Origin of the sequence: Streptomyces sp. AK010 (assembly GCF_014207295.1) — a bacterium.
Taxonomy (GTDB): domain Bacteria; phylum Actinomycetota; class Actinomycetes; order Streptomycetales; family Streptomycetaceae; genus Streptomyces; species Streptomyces massasporeus.
On the sequence record NZ_JACHCX010000011.1, the window covers coordinates 34,683 to 52,564 of the forward strand.

General features: G+C 70.9%; 20 protein-coding genes and 1 pseudogene. 9 read left to right on the forward strand and 12 right to left on the reverse strand.

Going from position 1 to position 17,882, the window contains the following annotated elements; translation table 11 throughout:
- Positions 1-107: 107 nt before the first annotated feature.
- Positions 108-863, reverse strand: a complete 756-nt coding sequence (locus tag HDC93_RS21420; protein ID WP_097219499.1) for a decaprenylphospho-beta-D-erythro-pentofuranosid-2-ulose 2-reductase — start codon at positions 861-863, stop codon at positions 108-110.
- A 22-nt stretch (positions 864-885) separates the two neighbouring features.
- On the reverse strand, positions 886-2,268 hold the full coding sequence (locus HDC93_RS21425) for an FAD-binding oxidoreductase (RefSeq protein WP_185012485.1): 1,383 nt from the start codon (positions 2,266-2,268) through the stop codon (positions 886-888).
- Positions 2,269-2,401: 133 nt separating this feature from the next.
- Between HDC93_RS21425 and HDC93_RS21430 the strand changes: the two genes are divergently transcribed.
- The 4 genes from HDC93_RS21430 (at position 2,402) to HDC93_RS21445 (ending at position 5,253) form a co-directional block, all read left to right on the forward strand.
- Positions 2,402-2,923 (forward strand): phosphatase PAP2 family protein, encoded by a 522-nt coding sequence (locus HDC93_RS21430; RefSeq protein ID WP_185012486.1) that lies wholly within the window; start codon positions 2,402-2,404, stop codon positions 2,921-2,923.
- Positions 2,916-3,860, forward strand: a complete 945-nt coding sequence (locus HDC93_RS21435) for a decaprenyl-phosphate phosphoribosyltransferase (RefSeq protein ID WP_185012487.1) — start codon at positions 2,916-2,918, stop codon at positions 3,858-3,860. The genes HDC93_RS21430 and HDC93_RS21435 overlap by 8 nt, the downstream gene beginning before the upstream one ends.
- An 83-nt stretch (positions 3,861-3,943) precedes the next feature.
- Entirely contained in the window at positions 3,944-4,348 is a 405-nt protein-coding gene (locus tag HDC93_RS21440; protein WP_185012653.1) for a GtrA family protein, read from the forward strand.
- Positions 4,336-5,253 carry a YihY/virulence factor BrkB family protein gene (locus HDC93_RS21445; RefSeq protein WP_185012488.1) on the forward strand — a complete coding sequence of 306 codons (918 nt, stop codon included), beginning with the start codon at positions 4,336-4,338 and terminating at the stop codon, positions 5,251-5,253. The genes HDC93_RS21440 and HDC93_RS21445 overlap by 13 nt, the downstream gene beginning before the upstream one ends.
- Here the strand turns inward: HDC93_RS21445 and HDC93_RS21450 are convergent.
- Positions 5,201-6,508: a D-alanyl-D-alanine carboxypeptidase gene (locus HDC93_RS21450; protein WP_311774594.1), complete on the reverse strand. Its 1,308-nt coding sequence runs from the start codon at positions 6,506-6,508 to the stop codon at positions 5,201-5,203. The two genes, HDC93_RS21445 and HDC93_RS21450, sit on opposite strands and share 53 nt — an antisense overlap.
- A gap of 172 nt (positions 6,509-6,680) precedes the next feature.
- On the opposite strand from HDC93_RS21450, the gene HDC93_RS21455 reads away from it, so the two are divergent.
- From HDC93_RS21455 to HDC93_RS21465, 3 genes are all read left to right on the forward strand, one after another.
- Complete coding sequence (locus HDC93_RS21455) at positions 6,681-6,920, forward strand: SCO4848 family membrane protein (RefSeq protein ID WP_185012490.1); 240 nt, start codon at positions 6,681-6,683, stop codon at positions 6,918-6,920.
- Between the two features lie 23 nt (positions 6,921-6,943).
- Positions 6,944-8,449, forward strand: coding sequence for a metallophosphoesterase (locus HDC93_RS21460; protein WP_185012491.1), 1,506 nt, complete (start codon positions 6,944-6,946; stop codon positions 8,447-8,449).
- A gap of 189 nt (positions 8,450-8,638) precedes the next feature.
- Positions 8,639-10,192 carry an ABC transporter substrate-binding protein gene (locus tag HDC93_RS21465; protein ID WP_185012492.1) on the forward strand — a complete coding sequence of 518 codons (1,554 nt, stop codon included), beginning with the start codon at positions 8,639-8,641 and terminating at the stop codon, positions 10,190-10,192.
- Positions 10,193-10,207: 15 nt separating this feature from the next.
- On the opposite strand, the gene HDC93_RS21470 is transcribed toward HDC93_RS21465, so the two are convergent.
- From HDC93_RS21470 to HDC93_RS21480, 3 genes are read right to left on the reverse strand one after another with little or no spacing between them, the layout of a single operon-like run.
- Positions 10,208-10,954, reverse strand: coding sequence for a TetR family transcriptional regulator (locus HDC93_RS21470; protein ID WP_185012493.1), 747 nt, complete (start codon positions 10,952-10,954; stop codon positions 10,208-10,210).
- Between the two features lie 32 nt (positions 10,955-10,986).
- A complete protein-coding gene (locus tag HDC93_RS21475; protein ID WP_185012654.1) occupies positions 10,987-11,481 on the reverse strand; it encodes a thiol-disulfide oxidoreductase DCC family protein in 495 nt (164 codons plus the stop codon).
- A 60-nt stretch (positions 11,482-11,541) separates the two neighbouring features.
- A complete protein-coding gene (locus HDC93_RS21480) occupies positions 11,542-11,949 on the reverse strand; it encodes a hypothetical protein (protein ID WP_033311437.1) in 408 nt (135 codons plus the stop codon).
- Between the two features lie 212 nt (positions 11,950-12,161).
- Between HDC93_RS21480 and HDC93_RS21485 the strand changes: the two genes are divergently transcribed.
- Complete coding sequence (locus HDC93_RS21485; RefSeq protein WP_185012494.1) at positions 12,162-12,332, forward strand: hypothetical protein; 171 nt, start codon at positions 12,162-12,164, stop codon at positions 12,330-12,332.
- A pseudogene (locus HDC93_RS21490) lies at positions 12,254-12,655 on the forward strand (hypothetical protein); the annotation flags it as partial. The gene HDC93_RS21485 and the pseudogene HDC93_RS21490, both read left to right, overlap by 79 nt.
- A 221-nt stretch (positions 12,656-12,876) precedes the next feature.
- On the opposite strand, the gene HDC93_RS21495 reads toward HDC93_RS21490, so the two are convergent.
- The 6 genes from HDC93_RS21495 to HDC93_RS21520 all read right to left on the reverse strand — a co-directional run bounded on the left by HDC93_RS21495 (position 12,877) and on the right by HDC93_RS21520 (position 17,758).
- Positions 12,877-13,497, reverse strand: a complete 621-nt coding sequence (locus tag HDC93_RS21495) for a Uma2 family endonuclease (protein ID WP_185012495.1) — start codon at positions 13,495-13,497, stop codon at positions 12,877-12,879.
- A gap of 152 nt (positions 13,498-13,649) precedes the next feature.
- Positions 13,650-14,429, reverse strand: a complete 780-nt coding sequence (locus HDC93_RS21500; RefSeq protein ID WP_031107859.1) for a succinate dehydrogenase iron-sulfur subunit — start codon at positions 14,427-14,429, stop codon at positions 13,650-13,652.
- Complete coding sequence (gene sdhA, locus HDC93_RS21505) at positions 14,429-16,183, reverse strand: succinate dehydrogenase flavoprotein subunit (RefSeq protein ID WP_031107858.1); 1,755 nt, start codon at positions 16,181-16,183, stop codon at positions 14,429-14,431. Before sdhA ends, HDC93_RS21500 begins: the two co-directional genes overlap by 1 nt.
- A gap of 19 nt (positions 16,184-16,202) precedes the next feature.
- Positions 16,203-16,685, reverse strand: a complete 483-nt coding sequence (locus tag HDC93_RS21510) for a succinate dehydrogenase hydrophobic membrane anchor subunit (RefSeq protein ID WP_185012496.1) — start codon at positions 16,683-16,685, stop codon at positions 16,203-16,205.
- Positions 16,686-16,690: 5 nt separating this feature from the next.
- The gene (gene sdhC, locus HDC93_RS21515; protein ID WP_031107855.1) at positions 16,691-17,071 is read right to left on the reverse strand and encodes a succinate dehydrogenase, cytochrome b556 subunit; all 381 of its coding nucleotides are present in this window, start codon (positions 17,069-17,071) and stop codon (positions 16,691-16,693) included.
- 192 nt (positions 17,072-17,263) lie between these two features.
- Positions 17,264-17,758, reverse strand: a complete 495-nt coding sequence (locus HDC93_RS21520) for a 2-oxo-4-hydroxy-4-carboxy-5-ureidoimidazoline decarboxylase (RefSeq protein WP_185012497.1) — start codon at positions 17,756-17,758, stop codon at positions 17,264-17,266.
- Positions 17,759-17,882 lie beyond the last annotated feature (124 nt).

The window sequence follows — 17,882 nt, forward strand, 5'->3', positions numbered from 1 at the left end:
GTCCCCGGCGGCTCGCGGGGTCAGACCGGCAGCCGCCGGAACACCGCGCGCGGCAGGTGCCGCAGCGCCGCCATCACCACGCGCAGCGTCCCCGGCGGCTCGCGGGGTCAGACCGGCAGCCGCCGGAACACCGCGCGCGGCAGGTGCCGCAGCGCCGCCATCACCACGCGCAGCGTCCCCGGCACCCACACCGTCTCCGTGCGGCGCCGCAGCCCCAGCTCCACGGCCGTCGCGACCGCCTCGGGCGTGGTCGCGAGCGGCGCCTCGGGCAGACCGGCGGTCATCCGCGTCCGGACGAAGCCGGGGCGTACGACCATGACGTGCACGCCCGTGCCGTGCAGCGCGTCGCCCAGGCCCTGCGCGAAGGCGTCGAGACCGGCCTTGCTGGAGCCGTAGATGAAGTTCGCGCGGCGGGCCCGCTCGCCCGCGACGGAGGACATCACGACCAGCGAGCCGTGCCCCTGGGACTGGAGCGAACGGGCGCACACCAGCCCTGCCGAGACCGCGCCGGTGTAGTTGGTCTGCGCGACCCGCACCGCCGCCTCCGGCTCCCGCTCGTCGCGGGCCTGGTCGCCGAGCAGCCCGAAGGCGAGCAGCACCATGTCGACGTCGCCCTCGGCGAAGACCTTGCCGAGCACGGCCTCGTGGGAGGCCGGGTCCAGCGCGTCGAAGGCGACGGTGTGCACGTCGGCCCCGAGCCCGCGCAGCTGCCCGGCGGCCTCCTCCAGGGCGGGGGACGGGCGGCCCGCCAGCCAGACCGTGCGGGTGCGGCGGGCGATCAGCCGGCGGGCGGTCGCCAGCGCGATCTCGGACGTACCGCCGAGGACGAGCAGGGACTGGGGGAGGCCGAAGGCGTCCTTCATGACAGCAGCTCCTAGAGGTTGCTCAGAGACTGAGGCGGCGGGCCAGGTCGGACACGAACACCCCGTGCGGGTCCAGTCGGGCGCGCAGTTCGCGGAAGTCGTCGAGGCGCGGGTACATGGCCGCGAGCAGCTCCGGGCGCAGCCGGGCGTCCTTGGCGAGGTAGACGCGCCCGCCCGCGGCGGCGACCTCCTCGTCGAGTTCGTCGAGGAACGCGCCGAGGCCGGGCAGCCCCGCCGGGATGTCCAGCGCCAGCGTCCAGCCCGGCACGGGGAAGGACAGCCAGCCCGGGTCGGACTCCCCGAAGCGCTTGAGGACGGCCAGAAAGGACGGGCAGCGGCGTTCGGAGATGCGGCGCACGATGTGGCGCAGGGCGTCCTCGCGGCCGTAGCCGACGACGAACTGGTACTGCACGAAGCCGCCGCGGCCGTAGACGCGGTTCCAGTGGGGCACGCCGTCCAGGGGGTGGAAGAACGGGGAGATCCGCTGGAGGCGGCCGGTCCGGGCGCGGGGGGCCTTGCGGTACCAGAGCTCGTTGAACAGGCCCACGGTCGTCCGGCTGAGCAGGCCCTCGGGGAGGATCTCGGGGGTGGCCGGGAGGCGTGGGGTGCGGAAGGCGAGCGGGTCCCGGCGCAGGCGGGCGGGGAGCGCGTCCAGCGGGGCGTGGTCACCGCGGGTGAGGACGGCCCGGCCGGTCGCGGCGCCGCGGGCCAGCAGGTCGATCCAGGCGACCGAGTAGCGGTAGCGGTGGTCGGTGGCCGTGAGCCGGGCCATCAGGTCGTCGAGGTCCGTCGCCCGCTCGGTGTCGACCGACATCAGTGAGGTCTCGACCGGCTGGAGCCGGATCGTCGCGGTGAGGATCACACCGGTCAGGCCCAGGCCGCCGGCCGTCGCGTCGAAGAGCGGCGTGCCGGGGATCACCGTGCGGATCTCGCCGTCGGCGGTGAGGAGTTCGAAGGCGAGCACATGCCGTGCGAAGGAGCCCGAGACGTGGTGGTTCTTGCCGTGGATGTCGGCGCCGATCGCCCCGCCGACGGTGACATAGCGGGTGCCGGGGGTGACCGGCACGAACCAGCCGAGCGGCAGCAGCACCTCCATCAGCCGGTGCAGGGAGACGCCCGCGTCGCACAGCACGGTGCCGCCGTCGGCGTCGATCGCGTGCACCCGGTCCAGGGCCGTCATGTCGAGCACGGACCCGCCCGCGTTCTGCGCCGCGTCCCCGTACGCCCGACCCAGGCCCCGGGGGATCCCGCCACGGGCCCCGCAGTCCCGGACGGCTGCCGCGGCCTCCTCGTACGACCGGGGGCGGATCAGCCAGGCGGCGGTGGGGGCGGTGCGGCCCCAGCCCGTGACGGTGGTGTGGTCCAGGCCCATGACGTCCGGGTCGGAATCGGTGTCGGCAGACATGTGTGTGACCGTATCGCCCTACTGTGGGCTATCAGTTCGCGAACATGGCATCCCTCCCCGAAATGGGTGATTAATGGGATGTCGCTCAATATTGCCGGAGTTCAGGCCTGATGGGCGTGAACAGTGAGTCCACATGGACGACCTCGACGACCTGCACGACATGGACCACCGGATCGTTTCGGCGCTCAGGGAGTGCGGCACCGACCCGCGCGTGGCAGGCGCCGTGCGTGCCCTGTCCCGGGCGGGGGAGCACGCGGCGCTGTGGCTGGCGGCGGGGCTCGCCGGAGCCGCCGTGGACGACAGGCGGCGCGGCGCCTGGCTGCGCGGCACCGCACTGACCGCGGGAGCGCATCTGGTCAGCATGGGGGTGAAGCGGGTCGTGCGCCGGCCGCGCCCGGCGCACGTCGTGCCCCTGGTGCGCACCGCCGGCCGGCACTCCTTCCCCAGCTCGCACGCCACCTCAGCGGCGGCGGCCGCCGTCGCCTTCGGCGCCCTGGGAGCCCACGCCATCCCGCCCCTCGCCGGCCTGGTGTGCGTCTCACGCCTGGTCGCCGGCGTCCACTTCCCCACCGACATCGCCGCCGGCGCGGCCCTCGGCGCCCTCACGGCCCGGCTCGGCGCCCGCTGGATGCGGGGAGGCGTCCACCATGACTGAGACGGCCGTCCTGCGGCAGCGCACCCACGAGGAGCGGTCCGCGCCACCCCGCAAGGGGGGTCTCCTGGCCGGTCTCCTCAGGACCGCGCGCCCCAAGCAGTGGGTCAAGAACGTCCTCGTGGTCGCCGCCCCGGCCGCCGCCGGCGAGCTGTTCTCCCGGCACGCCCTGACCCAACTCTCCCTCGTCTTCGTCCTCTTCACCGCCTGCGCCGCCGCCGTCTACCTCGTCAACGACGCCCGCGACGCCGGCGCCGACCGCGCCCACCCCGTCAAACGGCACCGCCCCGTCGCCGCCGGACAGGTCCCCGTACCCGTCGCCTACGCCGTCGGCGGCTGCCTCGGCGTCCTCGCGCCCGCCGCCGCTGCCTGGCTGTGCGGGCCCGCCGTCGCCGCCCTGCTGACCGCCTACCTCGCCATGCAACTGGCCTACTGCATCAGCCTCAAGCACGTCCTCGTCGTCGACCTCGCCGTCGTCACGACCGGCTTCCTGATGCGGGCCATGATCGGCGGACTCGCCCTCGGCATCCCGCTGTCCCGCTGGTTCCTGATCACCACCGGCTTCGGCGCGCTGTTCATGGTGTCGGCCAAGCGCTACTCGGAAGCCGTCCAGATGGCCGGAAAGGCGGGCGCCACACGGGCGTTGCTCACCGAGTACACCACCGGCTACCTGCGCTTCGTCTGGCAGCTCGCGGCCGGTGTCGCCGTCCTCGGCTACTGCCTGTGGGCCATGGAGGAGGGCGGCGTCCCGCACACCAGCGTCCTGCCCTGGCGCCAACTGTCCATGGTGGCCTTCATCCTGGCGATCCTCAGATACGCCGTCTTCGCCGACCGCGGCACGGCCGGCGAACCCGAGGACGTCGTCCTGCGCGACCGCGCCCTCGCGCTCATCGGCGTGGCCTGGATGGCGATGTACGGCCTGGCCGTGGCGAATTGGTGACCCCGCGCGCGTGGCGCGGCCCGAGGCCCCTCGGGCGGGCGGCGCCGGCTCCGGCGAAACCCGGCGTCCCGTGCCGCCGGGAACTGATCGGCTTCGCCACCGTCGGGCTCCTCGCCTACGCCGTCGACCTGGCCCTGTTCACCGGCCTGCGCGGCCCCGCCGGACTCGACCCGCTCACCGCCAAGTCCCTGTCCTTCCTGGCCGCCTGCACGGTCGCCTACGCGGGCAACGCCCTCGGCACCTACCGGACCGCGCGCGCACCGGGCCTGCGCCCCTACTTCGTGTTCTTCGCGGTGAACCTCGCCGGAGCCGCCGTACAACTGCTCTGCCTGGCCGTCAGCCACTACGGCCTCGGCCTCACCTCGCAGCGCGCGGACACCGTCTCCGGGGCGGTCGTCGGTATGGCGCTGGCTACGGTCCTGCGGTTCTGGGGTACCCGTACATGGGTGTTCCGGGCGGAGGGCAGAGTCGGATCATGGACTGGCTGAAAAAGCTCCCGGTGATCGGGCCGTGGTCGGAGCGGCTGATGATCACCCACGTGTGGCGGTCGTACGAGCGGCTCGACCGCGTGAAGTGGCCGCGGCTGGCCGCCGCGATGACCTTCAGGAGTTTCGTCGCGCTGTTCCCGCTGCTGACGGTGTCCGCCACCATCGCCGCCGCCACGCTCAGCAAGGAGCAGGAGGAGAAGCTGCGGGACAAGCTCGCCGAGCAGGTCCCCGGCATCTCCGACCAGCTGGACATCGCCGGTCTGGTGGAAAACGCCGGCACGATCGGTCTCATCGCGGGCGCGCTGCTGCTCTTCACCGGCATCAGCTGGGCCGGCTCGATGCGCGAGTGCCTGCGCGCCGTGTGGGAGCTCCCCGACGAGGAGGAGAACCCGTTCCTGCGCTACGCCAAGGACGCCGGTGTCCTGGTCGGCCTCGGCGGGGCCCTTCTCGTCACCATCGCCGCCTCCGCCGTCGCCTCCGCGATGATCGGCTGGGTCACCCGGCAGCTCGGCATCGACGAGGGCGGCTGGGGCGGAGTCCTGCTGCACATCGCCGCGATCCTGATCGCCGTCCTCGCGAACTTCCTGCTCCTGCTCTACGTCCTCACCCTGCTGCCCGGCGTCGAACCGACGCGCCACCGCCTGTTCGTCGCGGCGCTGACCGGCGCGATCGGCTTCGAACTGCTGAAGCTGCTGCTCAGCGGCTATCTGCAGGGCGTGGCCGCGAAGAGCATGTACGGCGCGTTCGGGGTGCCCGTCGCGCTGCTGCTGTGGATCAACTTCACCTCGAAGCTGGTGCTGTTCTGCGCCGCCTGGACGGCGACGCAGAGCAAGGAGGACGAAGTCCCCGAGGTCAGGGGCGCGTGCGGCGGCGCACCAGATCCGGCAGCGGCCAACGGCGGTTGACCAGGAACGCGGCGCCCGCGAGCAGCACGAGCACCCCGCCCGTGATGCCGAGCGCGGTCCCGATGCCGCTGGAGCCGTCCGCGGCCGGGGCGCCGGCCACCGGCTTCGAACCGGTCCCGGTCGTGCCGCTGCCGCCGTCCCCGGAGCCGCCCGCCTCGCCGGAGGGGTTCACGCCGGGCTTCGCCTGCGCCGCGCCCTTGGGCGGCACCAGCTCGCCCACCGGCTGCACCTTCCCGGCCGCCTTGAAGCCCCAGTCGAACAGCCGGGCCGTCTCCTTGTAGACCTCGTTGTGCTCGGGCTTCTCCGGGTTCATCACCGTCACCAGCAGCACCTTGCCGCCGCGCTCGGCGACGCCGGTGAAGGTGGCGCCCGCGTTGGTGGTGTTGCCGTTCTTGACGCCCGCGATGCCCTGGTAGACGGGCACGTCGGAGTCACCGGCCAGCAGCCGGTTGGTGTTCTGGATCTCGAAGGACTCGCGGGTCTTCTTGCCCTTCTTGCCCTTCTTGGTCTGCCCGGGGAACTTGGCGCGGACCGTCGAGGCGTACTCGCGGAAGTCCTTCTTCTGCATCCCGGAGCGGGCGAACAGCGTCAGGTCGTACGCGGAGGAGACCTGTCCCTCGGCGTCGTAGCCGTCCGGGCTGACGACGTGCGTGTCGAGGGCCTGGAGCTCCTCGGCGTGCTCGTTCATCGCCTTGACGGTGTTCTCGACGCCCCCGTTCATGGCGGACAGCACGTGCACGGCGTCGTTCCCGGAGCGCAGGAAGACGCCCAGCCACAGGTCGTGGACCGTGTACGTCTCCTCCTCCTTTATCCCGACCATGCTGGAGCCCGCGCCGATGCCGGCCAGGTCCGCGGGCACGACCTTGTGCTTGGTGCCGCTCGGGAACTTCGGCAGCAGCGTGTCCGCGAACAGCATCTTCAGCGTGCTCGCGGGGGCGAGACGCCAGTGCGCGTTGTGCGCCGCCAGCACGTCACCGGACTCGGCGTCGGCGACGATCCAGGAGCGGGCGCTCACGTCCTTCGGCAGCACCGGTACGCCGCTCGCCAGGTTCACCTGCGTCCCCGGCCTGCCGAGCCGGGCACCGCCCACGCTCGACATCGACGCCGGGGGAGTGGCCGAAGGGCTCGCACTCGCCGACGGGCTGTCCGAGGGCTTCGGCGCGGCGACGGCGACGGGGGCGGCCAGGGCGAGGGACGACAGGACGGCGGAGGTGACCAGCAGGGATCGCCTGGCGGTCTTCTTCGGAGCGGGCACGGTCGGAAACGTACATGCCGTACGGGGGGAAGTCCCGCCGCAGGCCCCACCCCGGGAACGGAACCGGACACGGGCTGGCGATACTGGTCCCATGCCGTGCTCATCCGGGGGACAACACCCGGACCCCCGGCCGGCCCCGGGAGCCCGGCGTTGTGATGAAAGGTCTGATTTTGTGAAGCTCAGCCGCCCCGTCTCCTGGTTCCTGCTCGCCTTCGGGGTGTGGAGCTGGGTCATCTGGATCACTTTCGTCAAAAACCTCGTCAAGGACAGCAGCGGACTCGCCTTCGACGACGGTGATCCCACGGCCTACTTCTGGGTGCACCTGCTGCTCGCCGTCGTTTCCTTCGTATTGGGGACGGCCGTCGGGGCCATCGGGTTGCGTGGTCTGCGCGCACTGCGCCGGACGTCATAGCGGCGATCGGGAGAAACGACACCGTGGTCATCGTTTTCGTACTCGTCGCCGTACTGGTCCTGGCCCTCGTCGTGACGGCCAACTGGTACGTGTGGCGCCGGCTGTTCCGCGACACGACCCGCGGCCCGGGTCTCGGTCGCCGCGCGGGCGCGGTCCTGATCGCCGGCGGCTGGGTCCTGGCGATCACGGCCCTCGTCGCCGAGCGCTCCGGCGCCCCCTTCTGGCTCCAGCAGGTCCTCGCCTGGCCGGGCTTCCTGTGGCTGGCCCTGTCGATATACCTGCTGCTGGCGGTGCTGGCCGGCGAGATCGTCCGCCCGCTCCTGCGCCGCTTCCTGGAACACCGCGCGAGACGAACGGACCAGGGCCCCCTGGCCGGGGCAGGGGGGAACGACGGCGCCGGTACCTCCACGGCCGCGCCGAAGGGGGACGGTGTCCCGGCCCTCGGCCCCGAGGCAGGCTCGCGGACGGGTGATCCCGGTGCGCCGACCGCTGTTCCGGCAACGGCGGCAGGCACCCGGTCAGGTGGCGGTGCGCCGCACGCGCCCGCTTCCGGGACGGCACCCGCAGCTGCCTCGCAGCCCGACCGCGGCGCCTCCGCCACCACCCCCCACCTGCCGAACGGCCCCGGCCCGGACGCGCCGTCCGAGGGCTCCCCGGAGTCCCCCGCCACCGCGAACCCGACCGGTACGGCCACCCCGGCCGGCCCCACCCGCCGTCTCTTCGTCTCCCGGGTCGTCGCCGGGGCCGCAGCGGCCGCCGCCGTCGGGACCGTGGGGTACGGGACGTACGGCGTGCTGCGCGGGCCGAAGGTCAAGCGGGTCACCGTGCCGCTGGCCAAGCTGCCGCGCGCCGCGCACGGGTACCGGATCGCCGTGGTCAGCGACGTGCACCTCGGCCCGGTCCTGGGACGCGGCTTCGCGCAGAAGGTCGTCGACACGATCAACGCGGCCCAGCCCGACCTGATCGCGGTCGTCGGCGACCTGGTCGACGGCAGTGTGCAGGACCTCGGCCCCGCGGTCGCCCCGCTCGCCCAGCTCAGGGCCCGTCACGGCTCGTACTTCGTCACCGGCAACCACGAGTACTTCTCCGGCGCCGAGCAGTGGGTCGAGGAGGTCCGCCGCCTGGGCGTCAACCCCCTGGAGAACGCCCGCAGGGAGATGCCGTACTTCGACCTGGCCGGAGTCAACGACGTCGCCGGCGAGGACGAGGGCCAGGGCCCGGACTTCGCGAAGGCGCTCGGCGACCGCGACACCGCACGCGCGTGCGTGCTGCTCGCCCACCAGCCCGTCCAGATCCACGACGCCGTCGAGCACGGCGTCGACCTCCAGCTCTCCGGCCACACCCACGGCGGCCAGCTCTGGCCGGGCAACCTCATCGCCTCCGGCGCCAACCCCACCCTCGCGGGCCTGGACCGCTACGGCGACACCCAGCTCTACGTCTCGCGCGGCGCCGGCGCCTGGGGTCCGCCCACCCGCGTGGGCGCACCCTCGGACATCACCGTCATCGAACTCGCGTCGAAGCAGGCCTGACGGCACGCACACCCTGTGAGAACGCTGTGAAACCGGACCGAAACACCCATCGGTCCCCATCGGTAAGTTCTTACCCAACTCAGCAGATCTCCCTTCCCTCTGCTCAAAATCCTGTGATTGTGTGAGCCCGCCGCAAAGGGGTGCGGTACACGCACAACGGCCCTCAGGGGCCTGGGGAGGGCAAAGCCGATGCGATCGGTTCGCATACGGATACTCGCGGTGCTGCTGGTCCTGGCCGCCGCGGGTGTGGGCGCCTGGCAGTTCCTGCCGTCGAAGGGCGACGGGAAGACCATCACGGTCGGCACGACGGACGGCGTCACCTCGCTCGACCCGGCCGGTGCCTACGACGCGGGCTCCTGGGCGCTGTTCAGCAACGTCTTCCAGTCGTTGCTGACGTTCGCGCCGGGCGGCACCGCCCCCGAGCCGGACGCGGCGAAGAGCTGCGCGTTCGCGCACGGCGACCTCACCACGTACCGCTGCGAGCTGCGCGACGGCCTCACCTTCCCGAGCGGCCGGGCGATGGACGCCGAGGACGTGAAGTACTCCTTCGACCGGATCCTGAGGATCAAGGCCCCCGTCGGCCCGGCCTCCCTGCTCGGCACGCTGGGCTCCGTGGACGCCGCCGGCATGACGGTCACCTTCCATCTGACCTCGCCGGACGCGACGTTCCCCTTCAAGGTGGCCACCGGCGCCGGCTCGATCGTCGACCACACCGCGTACCCGGCCGGCAAGCTGCGCACCGACGCCGGCGTCGACGGCACCGGCCCCTACGCCCTCACCTCGTACACGAAGGACCATGAGGCGGTCCTCGCGCCCAACCCGCACTACCGGGGTGCCGTCAGCGGCGCAGGCAGGCCCGTCGACCTGCGTTACTACGCGACCCCCGAAGCCCTGGACACCGCCTGGAAGGACAAGCGGGTCGACGTCGCGACCGACCAGCTGCCGCCCCGAGTCCTCGCCGGACTCAACCCGAGCGACCCGGGCCTGCGCGTCTACGAGGCGGACGGCTCCGAGACCCGGAACCTGTACTTCAACACCCGCGCGGGCAAGCCGCTGCACGACCCCGAGATCCGGCGGGCCATGGCCTGGCTGATCGACCGCGAGCAGCTGGCCGCCACCGTCTACGACGGCACCGTCGACCCGCTGTACTCCCTGATCCCGGCGGGCCTCACGGGACACACCGCCTCGTTCTTCGACGACTACCCGAAGCCCGACCCGAAGAGGGCCCGGCAGTTGCTCACCCGGGCCGGTGTGAGCCTGCCGGTGCACTTCACCTACGGCTACGCCACGGGCCGCGGCGCCGGTGAGCAGGAGGCGGCCGAGATCAAGAAGGAACTGGAGGCGAGCGGCCTGTTCAAGGTGACCCTCCAGGGCTATGAGTGGACCGCCTTCCAGAAGCAGTGGGCCGGCGGCAAGCTCGACGCGTACGCCGTCGGCTGGGTCGCGGACTTCCCCGACCCGGACACCTTCGGCGCCGCGCTCGTCGGCACCGGCAGCACCATGAGCACCGGCTACAGCAGCAAGACCGTCGACCGGCTCATCGAGGACAGCCGCCGCTTCGCCGAGCGGTCCGAGGCCGACCAGGACTTCCGCTCGGTGCAGCAGACCGTCGCCGAGGACGTCCCGGTGCTGCCGCTGTGGCAGGCCAAGGAGTACGTCGTCACCAGCGAGGACGTCGGCGGCGGTCAGTACCTGTCGGACGGCACGGGCGTGTTCCGTCTGTGGAGCCTCACCGGCCTCTGACCGACCTCTGACGACTCAGGAGTCGGAGCGCCGCCGGGGCGCCGGGTCGGGGATGGCGTTCGTCATCCCCGGCAGGAACTCCGTGAACAGCTCGTGCACCTCGCGCACGAGCGGCCGCAGCACCCGGAAGCGGGCCAGGGCGACGCCCCGCGCGGTGAGCCGGGCACCACGCTCGGCCAGCCGGTAGCTGCGCTCGCGCCCCTCGGTACGGTCGAAGATCCAGTACAGGACCAGCCCCATCTGGGACAGCCACATCAACTCGGGGAGGATGTCCCGCAGTTCCTCGGGCACCTTCGTCTTCGTGGCCCCGGCGAGTACTTCCCGGTGGACGCTGATGGCCTCCTCGCGCGCGTGCTCCGACTCGGGCGAGAAGGGGCTGAGCGGGCTGTCCGGGTCGGCGGCGTTCTTGAAGAACTGCACCGCGAACTCGTGGTAGGGCGCGGCGATGTCCAGCCAGGCCCGCAGCACCCCCGCGAGACGGGTCTCCAGGTCGCGCTCCCGGTCCAGGATCTCCCGGACCGCCACCTGGTGCTCGGCGGCGATCCGGTCGTAGAAGCCCTGGATCAGGTGCTCCTTGCCCGCGAAGTAGTAGTACGCGTTGCCGACGGAGACCCCTGCCTCCTTGGCGATGGCCCGCATCGTCGTCTTGTCGTAGCCGCGCTCCTGGAACAGCCGCATGGCCGTCTCCAGGATCAGGGCGCGGGTCTGCTCGGACTTGGTGGGGGTGGCGCCGTCGTCGGGGCCGTCGTTCTTCGCGGGCACGGAAAGAGAGCCTAACGTCAGCACGGGTGCGGCTACCGGGGGGCGCAGGTGCTGTCGGCGCAGCCCGGCGCGGTGGAGCTCCATCCGCTGCCGGGGGCGTACGACCAGCCGTCCGCGCGCCGGTACACCTGGCCGCCCCACTGCGCGCCGCCGTGCTGCCCCCGGTGCCCCTGCGCCCCGCGCCATGTGGCGGCGGCGAGCACCGCGCCCTTGGCCAGCCGGGCACCGGCCGGGGTGCTCAGCCGGTGGGCGAGCGGCCGGTGCTCGCGCAGCGCCCACAGGGTGACCACCCAGGCGGCGGGTCCCCGGTAGACCTGCCCGGCGTCGCCGACGACGGTGATCTCGTCGAGGGTGGCGCCGTGGTCGAGGCCGGGAAAGCGCCGCCGGGCCTCCTCGGAGGCGGCCGGGACCGGCTCCAGCGGCACAAGCTGGGGCTGCCGCAGGAGCCAGTCGCGCAGGAACGCGCACAGGGAGCACTCGGCGTCGTACAGGACGGTGAGCCGGCGGACCGGTGCGGGTGCGTTCATGCCGGTCGCGTTCGTGCCGGTGGCGTTCGTGCCGGTGGCGTTCACGTGGGCCTCCTCCGCTCAGGCCTGCGCCTGCGGGGCCACCCAGCCCTGCGGCGGCACGGGGGGCACCTGCTCCCGCTCCATGGCGCCCCGGCGCCGGATCCGGTTGAGCACGTAGACGTTGGCCAGGTGCATCACGCCCAGCACCAGCAGCACCACGCCGAGCTTGGTCGACAGGGCCTCGAAGATGCCGCGGGCGTCGGTGATGGTCTCGTCGTCGCTCAGGTACAGCGCGACGAACCCGAGGTTGACGAGGTAGAAGCCGACCACCAGGAGGTGGTTGACGGCGTCGGCGAGCTTCTCGTTGCCGTGCAGCACGTCGGCGAGGAAGACCCTCCCGTTGTGGCTGAGCGTGCGGGCCACCCAGACGGTCAGACCGATGCTGACCAGCAGGTAGATGACGTAGGCGATGACCGTGCGGTCCATAGCCCCACCCTTCTTGAACACGTTCAAAACGCTGTCGGGGATGACTGTAGACCTACTTTTGAACATGTTCAACACAGGGTCGCGCGAGGATTGTCAGTGGTGTCTCGTACGGTCCTCGGCATGGGAATCGTGACGTTCGTCGACGAGACGACGGAGGGGGAGCGGCGCACGGCCTGGGGGCCCTGGCCGAACTCGCCCGGCGGGCCACCCATGTGACGTACAAGAACACGGCCAAGCTCCTCGACACGGCCCTGGAGGCCCGGGCCTGCGCGCTCGGCCTCAGCCGCGAGGAGACCGAGGAAGCAACGACCCGACCTGGCAGGACGGCGGCCCCGACGGCCGCTTCCGCGAGTACTGGACGTCGTACGGCTTCGGCGAACTGAACGCGAGCGCCGAGACCCGCCGCACGCTCCTCGACCGCCTGATACCCCGCCTGGCCATCGCCGACCGCTGCACCCTGGAGGGCCGCTTCCTCCACGTCCGCGGCGGCCGCCACACGTACAAGATCCACCTCGGCTCGGGCAACATCCTCATGACCCCGAACGACCAGTACCTCTGCATCGTCCCGAAGTCCGCCCCGACGACCCCCGGGACGGGCTACCTCCCCTACGAGGGCGACCGCATGCTGTCGGTCATCCTCAGCAAGGCGATGATGCTGGCGACGGACACGAAGATCACGGACCCTACGATCCTGAGCCAGTTGTGAAGGGTGGTCTGATCGTCCTCGATTCAGGCCGTGCAGCCCCTCACCCGCCGCGTACTCAGCGCGATGGCGCAGCGTGGCGGCCGTGGCCACGAGCGCGATGGCGGCTCTCCTCAGGGGCGTCATGGGCGTCAGTCCGGCCACATGCGGCCACACCAGTCACAGGAGCCCTTCGTCGGGTGGCCGGAACCGGCCTGAATCCGGCCGGTTCCGGGGCCCGCGACTCAGTCGCTCGTTCTCGCCTGGCCGGCCGTGAGAATCTCCGCCACGTCGAGGGTCACCTTCGCGCCGATGGAGTCGGGCAGGGTGACGAGCTCGCCGGGGGCGTGTGGGCGGTGGTTCTCGTAGCCGCTTCCCACCGGATCGGTCAGGACGTGGAGGCGCTGGTGCTTGCGGTCCACGATGACGTAGACGGGCACCTTGGCCTCGGCGTAGGCGGCGACCTTGGTCTTCAGGTCGTCCTTCCAGTTGCCGGAGGTGACCTCGAGAACGAGACGGAAACAGGCCGGGTCGTACGCGTTGTTCTCAACGAGGTGGTCGTCGATGTCGGCGTCCACCACCACGAGGTCGGGAATGGCGTAGTCCTCGGTGCCGGTGGGGAGCCATAGTCCGACGTTCTGCAGGGTCTCGGTCTCTCCGCCGTGTAGGCCGGCGGCGATGAACGGGATCATGAGGCCGGTGAGGGCCCGGGCGTGAGGTGCATCCGGGGACGGGGTCACGAGGAGATGGCCTCCGATGATCTCGACGCGGTAGCCCGGATGGCGCTCCATGATCTCGTCGGCGATGGTCGTGAGGGTGACCGGCTCTTCGTCGTGGAAGGGCTGCTCGACGGAAGCTGCGGACATCAGGTGCCTCCTGGGAACTGGTGTCGAGAGCATCATCGTAGGCCGGACGACGTCCGCGCAGCCCGTTCCGCTGCGTTCACCCGATGGTGCGGCATATGCCAGAGGGCCCCGTCTCCAGCGGAAACGGGGCCCTCATCAGCAACCGGCGAGGCTCAGAAGCGGCGCGTGATCAGCGCTCGCTTCACCTCCGCGATCGCCTTCGTGACCTCGATGCCGCGCGGGCACGCGTCCGTGCAGTTGAAGGTCGTGCGGCAGCGCCACACGCCGTCGCGGTCGTTGAGGATCTCCAGGCGCTGCTCACCGGCCTCGTCACGCGAGTCGAAGATGAAGCGGTGCGCGTTGACGATCGCGGCCGGCCCGAAGTACTGGCCGTCGTTCCAGAAGACCGGGCACGACGTGGTGCAGGCCGCGCAGAGGATGCACTTCGTCGTGTCGTCGAAGCGCTCGCGGTCCTCGGCCGTCTGGAACCGCTCACGCGTCGGCTCGTTCGTGTCCTTCGTGATGAGGAAGGGCATGACGTCGCGGTACGCCTGGAAGAACGGCTCCATGTCGACCACGAGGTCCTTCAGGACCGTGAGGCCCTTTATGGCCTCGACCGTGATCGGCTTCTCGGGGTTGATGTCCTTGATCAGCGTCTTGCAGGCAAGGCGGTTCTTGCCGTTGATCCGCATGGCGTCCGAGCCGCAGATGCCGTGCGCGCAGGAGCGGCGGAACGTCAGCGTGCCGTCCAGGTCCCACTTGATCTTGTGGAGGGCGTCGAGGACACGCTCCTTGGGGTCGATCTCCACCTGGAAGTCTTCCCACACCGCCTCCGCCGCGACCTCCGGGTTGAACCGGCGGATGCGGAAGGTGACCGTGATGTAGGGGGAGTCGGCGAAACCGGGCTCGGGCTTGCCGGCCGCGTCTTCCTTGTCCAGAACAGGGGTAGCCATCAGTACTTACGCTCCATCGGCTGGTAGCGGGTCTGGACGACCGGCTTGTAGTCGAGACGGACGGTTTCGGAGCCGTCGGCGCCGACCTCGCGGTACGCCATGGTGTGCCGCATGAAGTTGACGTCGTCGCGGTTCGGGTAGTCCTCGCGGTAGTGACCGCCGCGCGACTCCTTGCGGGCGAGCGCCGAGACCGCCATGACCTCGGCGAGGTCGAGCAGGTTGCCCAGCTCGACGGCCTCCAGCAGGTCCGTGTTGAACCGCTTGCCCTTGTCCTGGATCGAGACGTTCTTGTAGCGCTCGCGCAGCTCCGCGATCTTCTCGACCGCCGTCTTGATCGTCTGCTCGGTGCGGAACACCATGACGTTGGCGTCCATGGTCTCCTGCAGCTCGCGCCGCAGCTCCGCCACCCGCTCGGTGCCGGTGGCGTCGCGCAGCCGCTCGACCTGCTCGATCACGAGCTCCGCCGGGTTCTCCGGCAGCTCGACGAACTCCGCCTTCTGCGCGTACTCGGCGGCGGCGATGCCCGCGCGCTTGCCGAAGACGTTGATGTCCAGCAGCGAGTTCGTGCCGAGGCGGTTCGCGCCGTGGACGGAGACGCAGGCGACCTCGCCGGCCGCGTACAGGCCCGGGACGACCGTGGTGTTGTCCGCCAGGACCTCACCCTCGACGTTGGTCGGGATGCCGCCCATGGCGTAGTGCGCGGTGGGCTGGATCGGGATCGGGTCCGTGTAGGGCTCGATACCGAGGTAGGTGCGCGCGAACTCCGTGATGTCCGGGAGCTTCGCGTCCAGCTGCTCCGGCGGGAGGTGCGTGAGGTCGAGGTAGACGTGGTCGCCCTCGGGGCCACAGCCACGGCCTTCGCGGATCTCCGTGTAGATGGAGCGGGAGACGACGTCACGGGACGCGAGGTCCTTCATGACCGGCGCGTACTTCTCCATGAAGCGCTCGCCGTCCTTGTTGCGGAGGATGCCGCCCTCACCGCGGGCGCCCTCCGTCAGCAGGATGCCCATGCGCCAGATGCCGGTCGGGTGGAACTGGAAGAACTCCATGTCCTCCAGCGGCAGCCCGCGGCGGTAGACGGCCGCCTGGCCGTCACCGGTCAGCGTGTGCGCGTTCGACGTCACCTTGAAGAACTTGCCGCAGCCGCCGGACGCGTAGACCACGGACTTCGCCTGGAAGACGTGGATCTCGCCGGTGGCGAGTTCGTACGCCACGACGCCCGCCGACTTCTTGACGCCGTCGACCTCGGTGATCAGCTGGTCCAGGACGTAGAACTCGTTGTAGAACTCCACGCCCTCCTTGACGCAGTTCTGGTACAGCGTCTGGAGGATCATGTGACCGGTGCGGTCGGCCGCGTAGCAGGAGCGGCGGACCGGGGCCTCGCCGTGGTTGCGGCTGTGACCGCCGAAGCGGCGCTGGTCGATGGTGCCGTTCGGGGTGCGGTTGAACGGCAGGCCCATCTTCTCCAGGTCGAGGACGGAGTCGATGGCCTCCTTCGCCAGGATCTCGGCGGCGTCCTGGTCGACCAGGTAGTCACCACCCTTGACCGTGTCGAAGGTGTGCCATTCCCAGTTGTCCTCCTCCACGTTGGCGAGCGCGGCGGCCATGCCGCCCTGCGCGGCGCCCGTGTGGGAGCGGGTCGGGTACAGCTTGGTCAGCACGGCGGTGCGGCTGCGCTTCGTGGACTCGATGGCCGCGCGCATGCCCGCGCCACCGGCGCCGACGATGACGGTGTCGTACTTGTGGATCTTCATGATTCTCGCAACCCCGTGCCTAGCGGATGTTCGGGTCGAAGGTGAAGATCACCAGCGTGCCCAGCAGGATGGTGAACACCGTGGCGGTGTAGAGCAGGCCCTTGAGCCACAGCCGGGTGTTCGCGCGCTCCGCGTAGTCGTTGATGACCGTGCGCAGGCCGTTGGCGCCGTGCAGCATGGCGAGCCACAGCATCAGCAGGTCCCAGACCTGCCAGAACGGGGACGCCCAGCGGCCCGCCACGAAGGCGAAGCCGATCTTGGAGACGCCGCCGTCCAGCACGAGCTGGATCAGCAGGTGGCCGAGGACCAGGACGACCAGCACGACGCCGGACAGGCGCATGAACAGCCAGGCGGCGAGCTCGAAGTTGCCCCGGGTGGTCTTCGGGGTCTTCTTGGTGCGCCGGCGCGGGGCCTCGATGAAGGGCGCCGGGTTGTCGACGGTGTAGACGGCCCCGCCTTCGACGGGGCCGACGCCGGCAGCGGTCTTGTCAGTCGTGGACATGTGCGTCAGCTCCCGAAGAGTTCACGAGCGGCGTGACCGAGGACGGGGTAGATGGCCCCGAGCATCAGCACGACCCACAGGGCGACGACGGTCCAGAGCATCTGCTTCTGGTAGCGGGCGCCCTTGATCCAGAAGTCGACAGCGATGACGCGCAGGCCGTTGAGCGCGTGGAAGAGGATGGCGGCGACGAGGCCGTACTCCAGCAGCGCGACGATCGGCGTCTTGTACGTGGCCACGACGGTGTCGTAGGCCTCCGGGGACACACGGACGAGGGCGGTGTCCAGCACGTGAACGAACAGGAAGAAGAAGATGAGGACGCCGGTGACTCGGTGAGCCACCCAGGACCACATTCCTTCCCGGCCGCGGTACAGCGTTCCAGCCGGCACGGAAGTTTCCTCCGGGAGCGGGGATTGGGGCCGCGCCGGCTTGGTGTGTCGGTCGGGCCCGGCCGGGTACGGTCCACCGGCCCCCAGCATCGTAGCGATGCGTTGCGGCCGGGCTGCGCCGGGGTCTGGCTGTGTGATCAAACTGGCATGCGTACGGGCTAGCCTCGGCGGCTTCTGAGGTGGGATTTCCCGTTATCTGCCGGGTGCGGGTTCGCTGTGACCGGGTGCGCGGTTCCCCGCGCCCCTCAGCGCGCCCACCAGCCGTTCCTTCGCCAGGCGCCGCAGCTCGTCGGCCACCACCGTCCGCTCCTCCTCCGGATCGTTTGTCAATCGTGACCGGATGGCCTCCAGGAGCCGGTCCAGGGTCTCGGAGGGGGACACCCCGTCCAGGCAGATGACGAACACGTGCCCGAAGCGGGCCTCGTAGGCGGCGTGGGCCGCGCTGAGGGCGGTGTGGGCGGCGGCGTAGGTGTCCGGGGGGAGGGCGGGCAGGGGCTCGGCCGCCAGCGCTTCGGTGAGGTCGGGCCAGCCGAGGTCGTAGGCCGCCTCGTCCGCCGCGGCCAGCAGGGAGTCCAGGTCCGGGTAGGGACGGTGGTCCGCGACACGCCCGGCCCAGCGGTGGCTGCGCAGACAGGAGAGGAGGGCCTGCTCCAGGTCCTCCTCGGAGGCTGCGTTGAAGTGCTCCACCGGTATGGCCAGGCGGCCGGGGAGATCTGGGAGACGGTGCGCAGGCAGCGTGGGTCCTCGTGGGCGTCACGTGTGTCGGCAGGGCAAGTTGTGAGAGATGTGACGTCACGCTATCGAGTACGAC

Excerpts from the sequence above, each read along its gene's own strand:
- HDC93_RS21420 (WP_097219499.1), bottom strand. The coding sequence starts at position 863 with ATGAAGGACGCCTTCGGCCTCCCCCAGTCCCTGCTCGTCCTCGGCGGT.
- HDC93_RS21425 (WP_185012485.1), bottom strand. The coding sequence starts at position 2,268 with ATGTCTGCCGACACCGATTCCGACCCGGACGTCATGGGCCTGGACCAC.
- HDC93_RS21430 (WP_185012486.1), top strand. The coding sequence starts at position 2,402 with ATGGACGACCTCGACGACCTGCACGACATGGACCACCGGATCGTTTCG.
- HDC93_RS21435 (WP_185012487.1), top strand. The coding sequence starts at position 2,916 with ATGACTGAGACGGCCGTCCTGCGGCAGCGCACCCACGAGGAGCGGTCC.
- HDC93_RS21445 (WP_185012488.1), top strand. The coding sequence starts at position 4,336 with ATGGACTGGCTGAAAAAGCTCCCGGTGATCGGGCCGTGGTCGGAGCGG.
- HDC93_RS21465 (WP_185012492.1), top strand. The coding sequence starts at position 8,639 with ATGCGATCGGTTCGCATACGGATACTCGCGGTGCTGCTGGTCCTGGCC.
- HDC93_RS21475 (WP_185012654.1), bottom strand. The coding sequence starts at position 11,481 with ATGAACGCACCCGCACCGGTCCGCCGGCTCACCGTCCTGTACGACGCC.
- HDC93_RS21480 (WP_033311437.1), bottom strand. The coding sequence starts at position 11,949 with ATGGACCGCACGGTCATCGCCTACGTCATCTACCTGCTGGTCAGCATC.
- HDC93_RS21495 (WP_185012495.1), bottom strand. The coding sequence starts at position 13,497 with ATGTCCGCAGCTTCCGTCGAGCAGCCCTTCCACGACGAAGAGCCGGTC.
- HDC93_RS21500 (WP_031107859.1), bottom strand. The coding sequence starts at position 14,429 with ATGGCTACCCCTGTTCTGGACAAGGAAGACGCGGCCGGCAAGCCCGAG.
- sdhA (WP_031107858.1), bottom strand. The coding sequence starts at position 16,183 with ATGAAGATCCACAAGTACGACACCGTCATCGTCGGCGCCGGTGGCGCG.
- HDC93_RS21510 (WP_185012496.1), bottom strand. The coding sequence starts at position 16,685 with ATGTCCACGACTGACAAGACCGCTGCCGGCGTCGGCCCCGTCGAAGGC.